The sequence below is a fragment of the Rothia sp. CCM 9419 genome (genome assembly GCF_048512815.1).
GTDB lineage: Bacteria > Actinomycetota > Actinomycetes > Actinomycetales > Micrococcaceae > Rothia.
This window is the reverse complement of record NZ_JBLXXY010000003.1, coordinates 99,402-111,745: the sequence shown is the minus strand read 5'-3', so window position 1 is coordinate 111,745 and position 12,344 is coordinate 99,402. Positions and strand designations below refer to the sequence as shown.

The 12,344-nt window shown below is 46.9% G+C and carries 14 protein-coding genes; all 14 read right to left on the bottom strand.

Going from position 1 to position 12,344, the window contains the following annotated elements:
* Nucleotides 1-111 precede the first annotated feature (111 nt).
* On the bottom strand, nucleotides 112-612 hold the full coding sequence (locus ACN08W_RS03775; RefSeq protein WP_419106911.1) for a DUF4190 domain-containing protein: 501 nt from the start codon (nucleotides 610-612) through the stop codon (nucleotides 112-114).
* Nucleotides 613-648: 36 nt separating this feature from the next.
* Complete coding sequence (smpB, locus tag ACN08W_RS03770) at nucleotides 649-1,140, bottom strand: SsrA-binding protein SmpB (RefSeq protein ID WP_419108839.1); 492 nt, start codon at nucleotides 1,138-1,140, stop codon at nucleotides 649-651.
* A gap of 15 nt (nucleotides 1,141-1,155) precedes the next feature.
* On the bottom strand, nucleotides 1,156-2,268 hold the full coding sequence (prfB, locus tag ACN08W_RS03765) for a peptide chain release factor 2 (RefSeq protein ID WP_419106015.1): 1,113 nt from the start codon (nucleotides 2,266-2,268) through the stop codon (nucleotides 1,156-1,158).
* A 42-nt stretch (nucleotides 2,269-2,310) separates the two neighbouring features.
* Nucleotides 2,311-2,805 (bottom strand): pilus assembly protein TadG-related protein, encoded by a 495-nt coding sequence (locus tag ACN08W_RS03760; protein WP_419108838.1) that lies wholly within the window; start codon nucleotides 2,803-2,805, stop codon nucleotides 2,311-2,313.
* On the bottom strand, nucleotides 2,784-3,239 hold the full coding sequence (locus tag ACN08W_RS03755; RefSeq protein ID WP_419108837.1) for a hypothetical protein: 456 nt from the start codon (nucleotides 3,237-3,239) through the stop codon (nucleotides 2,784-2,786). Before ACN08W_RS03755 ends, ACN08W_RS03760 begins: the two co-directional genes overlap by 22 nt.
* Before the next feature lie 3 nt (nucleotides 3,240-3,242).
* Entirely contained in the window at nucleotides 3,243-3,698 is a 456-nt protein-coding gene (locus ACN08W_RS03750; protein WP_419108836.1) for a TadE/TadG family type IV pilus assembly protein, read from the bottom strand.
* Between the two features lie 16 nt (nucleotides 3,699-3,714).
* The gene (locus ACN08W_RS03745; protein ID WP_419101523.1) at nucleotides 3,715-3,921 is read right to left on the bottom strand and encodes a hypothetical protein; all 207 of its coding nucleotides are present in this window, start codon (nucleotides 3,919-3,921) and stop codon (nucleotides 3,715-3,717) included.
* Between the two features lie 48 nt (nucleotides 3,922-3,969).
* Nucleotides 3,970-4,899: a type II secretion system F family protein gene (locus ACN08W_RS03740; protein ID WP_419103652.1), complete on the bottom strand. Its 930-nt coding sequence runs from the start codon at nucleotides 4,897-4,899 to the stop codon at nucleotides 3,970-3,972.
* Nucleotides 4,896-5,753 carry a type II secretion system F family protein gene (locus ACN08W_RS03735; protein WP_419103653.1) on the bottom strand — a complete coding sequence of 286 codons (858 nt, stop codon included), beginning with the start codon at nucleotides 5,751-5,753 and terminating at the stop codon, nucleotides 4,896-4,898. The genes ACN08W_RS03740 and ACN08W_RS03735 overlap by 4 nt, the downstream gene beginning before the upstream one ends.
* Nucleotides 5,754-5,762: 9 nt before the next feature.
* Entirely contained in the window at nucleotides 5,763-7,007 is a 1,245-nt protein-coding gene (locus tag ACN08W_RS03730; RefSeq protein ID WP_419108835.1) for a CpaF family protein, read from the bottom strand.
* A gap of 346 nt (nucleotides 7,008-7,353) precedes the next feature.
* Nucleotides 7,354-8,136 carry an ABC transporter ATP-binding protein gene (locus ACN08W_RS03725; protein ID WP_419108834.1) on the bottom strand — a complete coding sequence of 261 codons (783 nt, stop codon included), beginning with the start codon at nucleotides 8,134-8,136 and terminating at the stop codon, nucleotides 7,354-7,356.
* A gap of 6 nt (nucleotides 8,137-8,142) precedes the next feature.
* Nucleotides 8,143-9,027, bottom strand: coding sequence for an ABC transporter permease (locus tag ACN08W_RS03720; RefSeq protein ID WP_419108833.1), 885 nt, complete (start codon nucleotides 9,025-9,027; stop codon nucleotides 8,143-8,145).
* Complete coding sequence (locus tag ACN08W_RS03715; RefSeq protein ID WP_419103515.1) at nucleotides 9,024-11,018, bottom strand: glycosyltransferase; 1,995 nt, start codon at nucleotides 11,016-11,018, stop codon at nucleotides 9,024-9,026. Before ACN08W_RS03715 ends, ACN08W_RS03720 begins: the two co-directional genes overlap by 4 nt.
* A gap of 24 nt (nucleotides 11,019-11,042) precedes the next feature.
* Entirely contained in the window at nucleotides 11,043-12,230 is a 1,188-nt protein-coding gene (gene glf / locus ACN08W_RS03710) for a UDP-galactopyranose mutase (protein ID WP_419103516.1), read from the bottom strand.
* Between the last annotated feature and the right edge of the window lie 114 nt (nucleotides 12,231-12,344).

The following is a 12,344-nucleotide window of genomic DNA, read 5'->3' as shown; positions in this document are numbered from 1 at the left end:
AGAACTCCATGAAGTGAAAGTTATCTGCTGGTGTGAGCCTAAATCACACTACAGGACCATTCACTCATGGAAACACCATCCTACACTATAGGTTGAGTGTTTAGCAAAGGTTTAGGAGTTAGAAATTTCTACCTCAATGCCTTTGGACTTTGAATCAGTGTAATCGGTGATGCACTGTTCTAGCTGGGTGGGGTTGTCTTGGTATTCTTTGCAGTGTTCTGCTGCTTCAAAACCAATGTTAATAGCCACACTCCAGAAGAATGCCATCACAATAGCAGCAAGAATAGAGAGCACACCCAAGATAATGCCGGCGATTGCTTTGCCACGTCCAGCCATGGGGTATGGCTTGAGCTTACGCAACGCCATAATACCTAGGATGAGGGCGATGAGGCCCAGTAGACCGCCGATGACGAGCCATCCGCTCAAGAAGCCGAGAATACCGAGAATTAGAGCGGCAAGTGACATTCCTTCGCCGGGTACTTTCTGCCCGGGCATAGGTGCGTACGCGTTAGGCTGAGGCATCTGGTATCCGCCTTGGGGTGCTTGGTTGTTATACCCGTTGTGTGAGTTTTGCTCAGGCTGAGGGGTGTTGCCATAAGGATTTTCAGACATGATTGTTCTCCCGTTTTTTGTTATGTGTTTGTTCAGCTATCCGAGGTTTTTGTATCGCATAGCTCGACGTGCTTCGAGACTATCTTGTTTCTCTCGTAGCGCTTGACGTTTGTCGTACTCACGTTTACCGGTTGCTAACGCGATAGAGACTTTGACCTTGCCCTTTGTGAAGTAGAGTTTCAGTGGAATTACTGCATACCCTGTTTCACGAAGTTTTTGGTCAATTCTGTTGATTTCACTGCGGTGCATGAGGAGTTTTCGTCGCCGTTTCGCGGCGTGGTTCGTCCATGAGCCACGTCCGTATTCGGCAATGTTGACGCCTTCTAACCAGAGTTCGTTGCCGTACATCTGGCAGAAACCATCGACAATAGATGCTCCGCCGTCACGCAATGATTTCACTTCTGTACCTAACAATACAATGCCGGCTTCATAAGTATCAATGATGTTGTAGTTGTGTGTAACTCGACGGTTTGAGGCAATGACATGGTTATTTGGGTCTGCCCCTGAGCTTTTCTTTTTCTTCGCCATCTAAATGTTCACCTCCTATCCTTCTGCGCGTTCGGTAGCGCGCCATCGAATACCCGCATCGATAAAGCCTTCTAACTTTCCATCGAATACGGCACTGGGGTTACCTTCTTCGTAGTTTGTTCTGAGGTCTTTGACCATTTGGAAGGGGTTCAGAACGTAGGAGCGCATTTGGTCACCCCATGTTGCTTTGACGTCTCCTGCGAGTTCTTTCTTCTTTGCGTCTTCTTGTTCTTTTTTCAGTAACAAGAGTCGGGATTGAAGAACGCGTAAAGCTTCAGCTTTGTTTTGAAGCTGAGATTTCTCATTTTGCATGGAGACAACGATGCCCGTAGGGATATGAGTGAGGCGAACAGCGGAGTCTGTTGTGTTAACAGATTGCCCGCCGGGCCCAGAGCTACGGAATACATCAATCTTAATGTCGGAGTCGGGAATGTCAATATAGTCGGTTTGTTCGATGAGTGGAATAACTTCTACCGCGGCGAACGATGTTTGACGACGTCCTTGGTGATCGAATGGGGAGATGCGTACGAGCCGGTGTGTACCTGCTTCTACCGAGAGTTTACCGTAGGCAAAGGGTGCTTGCACTTCAAACGTTGTTGATTTGATGCCGGCTTCTTCTGCGTAGGAGGTGTCGAGTATTTGGGTGGTAAACCCGTTTTTCTCAGCCCAGCGAAGGTACATTCGTTGAAGCATTTGAGCGAAGTCTGCTGCGTCTACTCCTCCTGCACCGGAGCGAATCGTGACAACTGCTTCACGCTGGTCATATTCGCCGGAGAGCAGCGTGACGACTTCGAGATCAGCAAGTTTTTGTTGAATATCTTCTAGCTCTGTTTGCGCGTCGTCAAGCATGGTTGGTTCATCTTCTTCTTCAGCAAGTTCGACGAGGGCTTCAAGGTCGTCGATGCGTGAGTGAAGACGTTCTAGACGTTCTAGTTCAGATTGTTTATGTGATAATTGTGAGGTTACTTTTTGTGCTTTTTCTGGGGAGTCCCATAGGTCGGGCGCGCCTGCTGCTTCAGATAGCTCTGCGATAGAGTTTTTGAGCGCGTTAATATCGCTCACCTCGGCAATTGATGCGTAGGTTGAGCGTAATGTTTTAATCTCTGCAGAAAAATCTAATGAAGCCATGACTCTTAAGCCTAACTGAAAAACAATAATTCTGCTGTATGTTTACTGTTCTAGACGGCTACGAGCAGAACTTGTTGCGCTTATTTCTACTCCTTCAGGGACGACAACGCTCACAAGAGGGAGTTTAACCCGCGCACGCAAGGTCACAAGGGCGGTCTCGGGTGTAGATGCTCCTGTTGGTGAGGAGAGTATCAAGGCCTCAAATTGTGTGTATGCAGAACTTTCTCGAAGAAAATTTTGTGCACTCTCTTGTACAGAGGCGTCGTTCAGAAGGACTCGAGGTTTTACCCCACCACGATGTAACGCTCTAATTTCTTGTGCAGCGGCAGAGCTAGTGCGGTCCGCAAGAACTTGCAATTTTTTATGTTCTACATATACGGCGCTAATTCCAGCAGTAACAGAGGCAATGAGTAGAAGGACTAGACATAACCCAATCAGCAAGAGCATGATGCTCCCCTGCTCTTGTTCCTTATGTGCGGGTGTAGAGAAGCTAATGGCATCGTGTGGTTTTCTTATCAACGGTATTTTCCTATCCATACAGAGCTTGTGGAATTCATCGTTGCAATAGAACCAACATCAAGTAAGGGCATCAAAGGTAGTTGGACGTCCACACTAGCTGTTACATCAATCCGTTGTTGGCTGTGGCAATCATTCACACAACTTAGTTGAAAATGTATTTGTTCACCGTTGAGGTTATAGTCTTTCCCTACAAGTTCTGCAATATTGCGTAAGGCTCTAGGGTTGAGCTCTTTCCCACCTGCATCATGAATGGTCTGCCCCAGTTGTGCAGAGATGGAAGAGGCTGCTAGAGCACCAGAATGTAGGGTAAAGACGGTGAGAAGAAAATAGACGGTAGGGATAAAGAGCATGACGCTTAATCCCACGAATTCGATCAAGGCGTTGCCGTCTTCTCTTGTGTTCTTTTGAATGAACTTTGTGAGGATGGCTTTAAGACAAGAAGATGCGTTCATCTTTTATGTTCCTTCTGGTGTAGGAACTATTGCGTGTGCCGCTACATCAATACCGTGTTCAAACCCAAAAGGTCCTACAACTGGCAGAGCACCATGCACACGAATTTCGAGAGTCTGATACCCATCTACCGCAACGAGTTGATAACTCACCTCTGATGAGTAAACGGCTGGAAGTTCAGAGGCAATGATGTCTCGTGTGCGTTGTGCACCGTCAGAGTAGTTACGGTCGAGGAGGGTGCCGTATCGTGCACCTGTTGAGGCAGCATCAATCAAAATATTGCGAGTGTAAATCGCAAAGGTTATTTGCAATACCAGCGCAAAGAACAAGACAGCAAGAGAACTGACCATCACAAATTCTGCGGTGGCGTTGCCATCTTCTGCGGTGTTGCGTATTTTTTCTTTGGACAAAGGATGCTGCCTCAACGGGGTGTGAAAGAATCTGAGTTCTTTTGTGCTCATCAGCTTAAGCTCACGCTTATTGACCAATCATTCCGATGGCGTTGTTGAACATGTTCAGCAACGCATCTTTTGCGACGACGAGCAGCGCAGCAACAAGGATTGCGGTCATCATGGTAATCATCACCCAGCCGGGGACGTCTCCACGTTCTTCTTCTGTTTTAGCTTGTAAAGTCCAGATAAATGCTGTGACGGTGGCAAGAATTTTTTGGATAAGCTCTTTCATGAGTGTTCTCCTTAGGTAGTTTTTTGGTCGTAGAGACCCGTGTTTTTTTTAGAAGTTGAGGTTGATAAGCGATAGTCCTGGGAAAATCGCGAAAACAACCGTCAATGGCAAAATGAAGAAAATAATGGGTGCCATCATGGCAATCTCTTTTTTTCCTGCAATTTCCATTAACTCTCTTTTTGCGTTGTCGCGTACGTCTTGTGCTTGTGCTCGAAGAACATCAGCCAGTGGTGTTCCTCGTTCAATGGCGACGACGATACCGTCCACAAAACGTGATAGCGGTGGTAAAGAAGTACGCTGCGAAAAATCTTGAAGGGCGTTCACGAGGCTGTCTCCTGAGCGCATTTGGGAGAGAATCTTTTGGAACTCTGTCGCAAGTTCACCAGAAGAACAGTTGCAGACTCGTTCGATGGCACCGAGGGCTGATTCTCCTGCGGTAACCGATAGTGCCATGAGTTCGGCAAGGGCTGGGAACTCTGCAATCATTTGGGATTCTCGCTGTTTGATGTTTTGAGTCAGCCACCAATCTCTTGCAAGGAATCCGGTGATGGCGCAAAAGATGGAGAGCAAGAAGGCTGCGATAAAGTCTATATTTCCTCGTAATGCACCCGTACCAAAGATGAGTATGCTCAATAAAAGTGCCGTAGTTGCCCATACGAGTTGTTCAGCTCTAAAGGTTGTGACGTCCATTGAGCTGCCACTGTGAATAAGGCGTTTTTGTAAGGCTACGCTGTTGGCGGTTGACGAGTTGAAACGTTGCTGTATGGATTGGGATATGGGTCGGATGAGTTCAACGCTGCCGCTGATGAGCCCTAGATGTTGGTTTCTCGCGTGGAGGTGCTGGGTTTTCATCTCGATGGCTTTGAGTTGCGGGGCGATACGATCACTAAAGTCTGTTGTGTGCCCTCGATAGAGTGCATCTCCTACGAGCCAAAGGCCGGCGGCTAAGATCAGGCTGAGTATGAGGAGGATGCTCATACGAGGACTCTTTTCTCTTCGGGTAGCTCACCAAGTTTGAGCATAAGACGGTAGGCAATAATTGAGATGATGAGCCCACTAAGCATGACCATAAATCCAGAAAAGCTATTGTAAATATGGACGGTTCCTGGTTGGGTTGCCATGAGGCAGAGTACGACCCAGGGTGCTGCGACAGCAAGTTTTGCGGCGTTGATGGTCCATGACTGTCGGGCTTCAAGTTCGGATCGGGTTCGGGCGTTTTCTCGTAAGAATTCGCTGAGGGTTCCCAATAGTTTTCCGAGGTCGGTGCCTCCAACTTCTCGTGTTACTTTGAGCGCTTCGACGATGTTATCTGCGGTGGGGTCTGAGAGTCGTTCTTTGAGTCGGTTAAGGGATGCAACGAACTCGCCAGTAGAACGATAGTCAGCAGAGAATTGTTCGAAGGCTGGACGGAGTTCTTCTGGTCCACGGTATTGGAGTTGCATCAGAGCCTCTGGCAGGGAGAGTCCTGCGCGGATGGCAGAGCGTAGATGGTCTACGACGTCGGGCCAGAGTTCTCGCATGAGAGCTACACGTTTCTTTGCTCGCTGACGAATCATCATCCATGGTGCTATACATCCTAGGCAGGTGCTCAATAGTGCAAGGTTATATAGTGCAGTCAGCGCAAAAATCACAAGCCCCAGAAACAGTGCAAAGCATATGCTAATAAGGTAGAACATTTTTGCGGAGACTCGGTGTACGTCTGCTTGGTGAAGTAAAAGTCTTATTTTTGAGTCAAAAGTATTTTTTCGTGGTTCTTTGGCTGGTTGTTCCCAACAGGATAGCCAAATGAGGAATACCCCAATGCCTAAGGTCAAACCCAAAATAATGTTCATGAGACTCCCCTAGCTTTGCCCTAGTACGTTCTCAAAGGTGTAACCCTGTTGAGCAAACTTTTCTGCTGCAGGTAGTTCAGATGCGTATAAGGTGAAGTCTTCTCCGTCTCGTTTAAAAATAGTGCTTGTTTCGATAATCCCGTTTTCTACGCGGTTTCCTAGCGCAATAATTTCTTGAACGTGGCGTTGACCGCGACGTGTTCTTATGCAGTGCACAACGAGGTCGAAGCAGGATGCAACGGTTGGAACCACAAATTGCGAGGAGATATTTTCGCCTGCAAGAAGGGGTAGAGTGCACATTTTGGTGACGGCATCTCGTGCAGAATTAGCGTGGATGGTGCACATACCTGGTAGACCAGAGTTTAGTGCGATAAGCATGTCGAGGGATTCTGCTTCACGGACCTCTCCGATGAGTAGCCGGTCAGGGCGCATACGTAGCGCTTCTTTGACGAGCCTACGTAGGTGTATTTCGCCTTTTCCTTCGAGGTTAGCTTGCCGACATTGCATCCCAACGACGTCTCGTAATGGGACGTTGAGTTCAAAGATTTCTTCGCAGGTGATGACGCGTTCTCGTGCTCCAATGCTTGAGCAAAGACAGTTAAGCATGGTTGTTTTTCCTGCTTGCGTTGCACCGGAGACGAGAATGTTCAGTCCGCTGGCGACAGCCGCATCGAGGAATCGAGCGGCAGCGGCGTTCAATGACCCTAAACGGACGAGGTCATTGAGGCTTTTGGCGCGCGCAATAAATTTTCGGATGTTGACGTTCCAATGTTTCTTGGTGATGTCGGGAATAACCACGTGCAGGCGACTACCGTCGGGCAATGAGGCATCGACGAAGGGTGCGCTGAGGTCTAGCCTGCGTCCAGATATTTTGAGCATGCGTTCTACGAGAGAGCGGATTTGTTCACTATTGAGTGTTATTCCGGTTAGTTCAGATTCGCCTGCTCGAGCAACAAAAATTTCGCTGGGAGAGTTAATCCAAATTTCTTCAACGCTGGGGTCTTCAAGGTATGGCTGTAGCGCACCAAAACCACAGATTTGGTGGATGAGCCATTGTCGTGCGTTGGTCAAGTCTTCAATGCGTGGGAGGGTTCCACGAACCATGCGTGTTTCGTAAGCGTTGAGAGCTTGATCGATGAGTTGATGCGCTTGTTGGGTGTTGTTGAGAGGATCAATTCCGCTTTCACGGATGAGCTCTCGAACATCGTCTTCAAGGATTTGATGCCCTGAGTTGCGTTGTTGTGTTAGGTGCATGGTTTTCTTTGCGTTTGTATGGCAGTGGTTAGCCTAAACATCAGTTCAGACATAAAAAATCTAAATCTACAACATTTTTATTTCAACTAAATATTATTTTTGTGGATAAGTTGAAGACTTTTGGACACCTTGGAGCACATGTTTTCACCCAAATGGCCCACTAATTTTCACTAAACATTTAATGAAAGTGCTAGTCAAGAGTTCTTTCAAGAAATAAACATGTTAAGTTGTCTACAGAACACCCCACAAGAAGTAATAAAACGTTATCCCTTGCCATAACGCAAACATGCGGGTAACCTGCCCGAGGTTACCCGCATGAATATCTATCACAAGATGAAATTATTGTTTAGGAGTCGAGACTCTCACCGCGCATAATTTTCACGGCATCGTCAACAGGTCCGTCAAAAACCATATGTCCACCGTCCATGATGATGCCACGATCACAAATCTTTGAAATCATATCTAGCTCGTGGCTCACCACGACGAGGGTCTTTCCCGCCAAACACAACTGGCGGATACGTTCCAGACACTTCTTCTGGAATTTTTCATCACCAACAGCAAGAATCTCATCAACTAAGAAAATTTCTGGATCTGTGTGTACTGCTACCGCAAAAGCAAGTCGAAGATACATGCCTGAAGAATAAAACTTCACTTCAGTATCCATAAAATCACCAATTTCTGCGAACTCTTCAATAGAGGCAAATTTTTCGGTAATTTCTTCTTTGCTCATACCAAGGATAGCGGCATTCAAATAGACGTTATCGCGTCCGGTCAAGTCAGGGTGAAAACCTGCACCCACTTCAATGAGACCTGCGATACGGCCACGAGTCAGCACCCGACCAGAATCCGGAACCATCACACCAGATATCAGCTTAAGCATGGTGGATTTTCCAGAACCGTTTTTACCTAATAAGGCAACACGCTCCCCCTCGCGGATGTCGAAGGTCACTTCATTGACGGCATTAAATTTTTCGTTCAGGTCACCTTTACGTCCGTTCACAAGCCAAATAAAAGCTTCTTTCATAGAACGTGTATGACGCAGCACAAAACGTTTGATAAGCCTATCAACACGAATGACCACAGTACCATGAGGGTTCACTGGAGGTAAGTCAAACTTTTTAACTTTCATCAATGATCAGAGCTCCTGAGCGAAGTTGCCTTCAAAGCGGCGGAAGAAAATATCTCCCAGCCACAAGAAGAACAACGACACCAAAATCGCTACAGGCGTCCAGAACGTCAGTAGATGAGGTGGAATCTGTGCAGCAACCGAAGACGCTAATTCTGCTTCATCAAGAGTTGGCATCCAAAAAGCGTAATGATAAAGCTCCACAGCAATGGTCACAGGGTTCAGCAAGTAAAGGTTAATAACCCAGGGGTAAAGGGTGTCGCGCACCATCGTCCACGAATACAGCACCGGAGAAATCCATGTTGCAATCATCAACAACATATCAACGATGTTTTCAGAATCCCTAAAGAAAACATTGGCTACACCGAATATTAGCCCCAGCCCTGAAGAGAAAATCATAATGATAATCGTGGCAACGATGACCGCGCCGAGTTGTTTCACATCTGGTGACCAGCCTGCAAAGAAACAGGCGACTAAAAGCACCACCACTTGCGGAACAAAATGTATCAACGCCACCCAAACCGTTGAGACAGAGAACAGCTCACGCGGCAGGTAAATCTTTTTAATCAAAGAACCATTAGCGATGAGTGCCCTCGCACCATTACTAAACCCTTCAGAGAAGAAGTTAATAATGACCATTCCAGAGAAAAGGTAGATGGCGTAATTATGCATTCCCCGTTCTAGTCCCAAGAACACGCCAAGGGCAATATAGAACACACTAAACTGCACAGCAGGTTTAATGTACGACCATAAAATACCTAGCACAGATCCGCGATAACGAACCTGAATCTCCTTATCAACAAGAAGTTTAAGAAGATATTTATGGGAGGGTATATCGCGTAGACCACGACCTGAGCCCGGAACGGTTAAAGGAATATCAGCAAGATTTTTCATCGAGTAATTTCAGATTCAGTATGTTGGTCAAACGTTTTCTTCCATGACTCAAAAGAAGTCAATTCAGTAGCAGCAGCGCGGTATTGCTGGCGTAGCTGAGGCCAGCTCTTAAGAATCTGTGCCGTCAGTTTTGTTGATTCAACAAGTTTAGAGCGTAACTGCTGAGGGTCACGTTTATACCATGAAACGGCAGAACCTTCTGCATTAGAAACCAAAACAGAATCATACTGGGACATACGCCACCAACGGTTATCGAGGTGAGCAATATGTGCCTGTGGGCGGTTCTTATAGGTATCTTCAACAGGTTTAACAAGCTGCTTTGCAAGGGTTTTAACAGCCCAAGGAACCAAGCTCTTATACGATGGTGGCGCAAAACCGCGGCCATTACGTGGGGGCTTGTGCATCTTCGGTTCGGGGAAGGACTCGATGTCTTCTTTGAATTGTGCATCCGAGTACTGTTGTACAAGTTCACGAATCTGGGGAAGACGCTCAGACAAAATAGTATGTAGCTGTTCGGGGCCTTGAAGAATATCGCGTAAAGCCATAATTCTTCCATGTTCGGTAAAGTACTGCATCGAAATAAGATGCTTCACATCTGCAAACGAAGACTCTTGCAAGAGCTTTCCGCCACGCTCATAAGGCGAGTGGAGTAATGAGGTGATGATGCGGTTACGAATGTGGAAGTATGCCTGCCATCCAACAAGATCATCTTTATCTGCCCATGAGACGTGCCAAACAGCTGCACCAGGTAGAGATACAGTATGGTATCCAGCTTCTTTAGCTCTTAGACCGTACTCCACGTCATCCCATTTAATGAAGATGGGTAGAGAAAGACCAATTTCTTTGATGACTTGCGTTGGGATAAGGTCCATCCACCAACCGTTGTAATCGACGTCGGTTCGACGATGCAACCATGGGGTATTACGCAAGCTACCGTGCAAGAAATCATGTCCAAGGAATTGATCTGCGTGAGGTAATGAGGGTTGGAAGCGATAGCGGTTTACAACCTCGCCGAAGGTATGTAAGACCGTACGGTTGTAGAGGTCAAACATGTGTCCACCCACAATAGTAGGTTTACGGCACATATCGGCAAAAGTGAGTAGACGAATAATAGATTCTGGTTCAACGACGACATCGTCATCTAGTAGAAGGGCGTAGTCGCTACCGTTTTCTACTGCTTCATACATGCCGCGAGCAAAACCACCAGATCCGCCCAAGTTACCTTGATTGATGATGCGCAGTTTTCCAGGAAGCTGCGCTGCAACTTCTTCAAAGCCTTCAGCATCTTGAAGTTTTTGGCTACCTTGGTCAACGATAAGAATTTCTTGAAGGTTTTCCAAAACTTCTGGATTTTTTGCCAGCAGACGTAGGTTATCTAGGCAGAAGTCTTGTTTGTTCATGGTGGTAATCTGCAATGTAATTTTCCCTGCAGTTTTACCGTCGTCTTCACCCATCCACTGAGCAGAGTGAAGAATCAGGTTATCTTCACCGCTAGCAATGAGCTCGAACCAGTACCAGCCGCCGTCACCAAAGGGTTTAAGCGTCAAATCGAATTCTGTGGTTTCTTTACCAGAAAGGCTTTTCGAATCAACACGCTGAATAGACCCGCGTGCATTGGACTTATACACAACGATAGTTCCAGTGCCGTTCGTACGTGTTTGCAAACGCACAGAGGTCAGGTTTGTCCAACGTTTCCAATAAGAAGCAGGGAAAGCGTTGAAGTAGGTGGCAAAAGAAAGTCGTGTTCCAGAACGAATGAGGGTAGAACTACGACCGATAAAGTCCTCGATTTGAGTTTCTGACACCTTCGAACCAAGGTTTGCAGAGTCGGTGCGTTCTGTTGTGTCTGCGGTGTCTAGGGAATCATTAGAGGTGAGTGCACCTGAGACGTGTGAGAGTTGCACACCAGTAGCAATACCAGAATCTACGTATAGAGGGATGGTATCGGTCTGTTCACGTTCAGGGAAGATAACGCGTTGTAGAGTCTTCATGGTTAAAGTTTCAGCGCCCATAACCTATACCTCTACTCCGCCAGAGACAATTTTCTGGCCTTTTTCGAAGTGAGGTCGAATTTTATTATCGAACATTGATAGTGCAGAGCCAATAGCCATGTGCATATCAAGGTACTTGTAAGTTCCAAGACGTCCTCCGAAGAGTACGCTCTTCTCCCCTGCGGCAAGGTCGCGGTACGCAAGAAGTTTTTGACGATTGCTGTCAGTGTTGATGGGGTAATAGGGTTCGTCGCCCTTTTCTGCAAAACGAGAGTACTCACGCATAATGACGGTGGCGTCTTTGGTGTAGTCACGTTCTGGGTGGAAGTGACGGAACTCGTGAATGCGGGTGAACGGAACGTTTTCATCAGAGTAGTTCATCACTGCACAGCCTTGGAAATCTTCCATTTCAAGGACTTCTTCTTCCAAGTCGATAGTACGCCAAGACAAGTCACCTTCAGCGTAATCGAAGTATCGGTCAATAGGGCCAGTATAGACAACAGGGATCTGGCCAAGAACTTTTGAACGAGAGTATTCATGGCCATCTTCAAAGAAGTCAGTGTTCAGGTGAACCTCAATATTGGGGTGTGCAGCCATACGCTCTAACCATGCAGCGTAACCGTCTACAGGAAGACCTTCATATTTATCGTTGAAGTAACGGTTGTCGTAGTTATAGCGCACAGGAAGACGAGAAATAATAGATGCGGGGAGTTTCTCAGGCGGGGTCTGCCATTGTTTTGCGGTGTAGTGCTTAACAAAAGCTTCATACAGCGGACGGCCGATAAGAGAGATACCTTTATCATTCAGGTTTGCGGGGTCAGTTCCAGCAAATTCTCCAGCTTGTTCTTGGATGAGAGCCTTAGCTTCTGCAGGAGAGTATGCGGCGTTGAAGAACTGGTTGATGGTTCCGAGGTTGATAGGTAGGGGGTAAACGATGCCTTTATATTGTGCGTATACGCGGTGTTTATAGTCCGTGAACTCTGTAAAACGGTTGACGTATTCCCAAACACGTTCATTTGAGGTGTGGAATAGGTGCGCACCATATCGGTGCACTTCAATACCAGTGCGCTCTTCTTTTTCACTGTATGCGTTACCGCCAATATGAGAACGACGGTCCAGAAGCGCAACCTTCAGTCCCAATTCAGTAGCGGCTTGCTCTGCGATTGTCAGTCCGAAAAGACCTGAACCTACGACAACAAGATCAGCGTTCACAAATACTCCTGTACTTCTCGCTTGAGTGATAAGCCGCTCAAGCTTTCTTTATTATCTTGGCGTAGCCCCCAACAGCGCTACAACGGGTGGTTCTTATGATGCTTTTATTAAAAG

Coding starts and splice junctions, on each gene's coding strand:
- ACN08W_RS03735 (WP_419103653.1), bottom strand. CDS start 5,753: ATGAACATTATTTTGGGTTTGACCTTAGGCATTGGGGTATTCCTCATT.
- ACN08W_RS03775 (WP_419106911.1), bottom strand. CDS start 612: ATGTCTGAAAATCCTTATGGCAACACCCCTCAGCCTGAGCAAAACTCA.
- ACN08W_RS03715 (WP_419103515.1), bottom strand. CDS start 11,018: ATGAAGACTCTACAACGCGTTATCTTCCCTGAACGTGAACAGACCGAT.
- ACN08W_RS03745 (WP_419101523.1), bottom strand. CDS start 3,921: ATGAAAGAGCTTATCCAAAAAATTCTTGCCACCGTCACAGCATTTATC.
- ACN08W_RS03725 (WP_419108834.1), bottom strand. CDS start 8,136: ATGAAAGTTAAAAAGTTTGACTTACCTCCAGTGAACCCTCATGGTACT.
- ACN08W_RS03740 (WP_419103652.1), bottom strand. CDS start 4,899: ATGAGCATCCTCCTCATACTCAGCCTGATCTTAGCCGCCGGCCTTTGG.
- ACN08W_RS03760 (WP_419108838.1), bottom strand. CDS start 2,805: ATGGATAGGAAAATACCGTTGATAAGAAAACCACACGATGCCATTAGC.
- ACN08W_RS03720 (WP_419108833.1), bottom strand. CDS start 9,027: ATGAAAAATCTTGCTGATATTCCTTTAACCGTTCCGGGCTCAGGTCGT.
- smpB (WP_419108839.1), bottom strand. CDS start 1,140: ATGGCGAAGAAAAAGAAAAGCTCAGGGGCAGACCCAAATAACCATGTC.
- prfB (WP_419106015.1), bottom strand. CDS start 2,268: ATGGCTTCATTAGATTTTTCTGCAGAGATTAAAACATTACGCTCAACC.
- ACN08W_RS03730 (WP_419108835.1), bottom strand. CDS start 7,007: ATGCACCTAACACAACAACGCAACTCAGGGCATCAAATCCTTGAAGAC.
- ACN08W_RS03755 (WP_419108837.1), bottom strand. CDS start 3,239: ATGAACGCATCTTCTTGTCTTAAAGCCATCCTCACAAAGTTCATTCAA.
- ACN08W_RS03750 (WP_419108836.1), bottom strand. CDS start 3,698: ATGAGCACAAAAGAACTCAGATTCTTTCACACCCCGTTGAGGCAGCAT.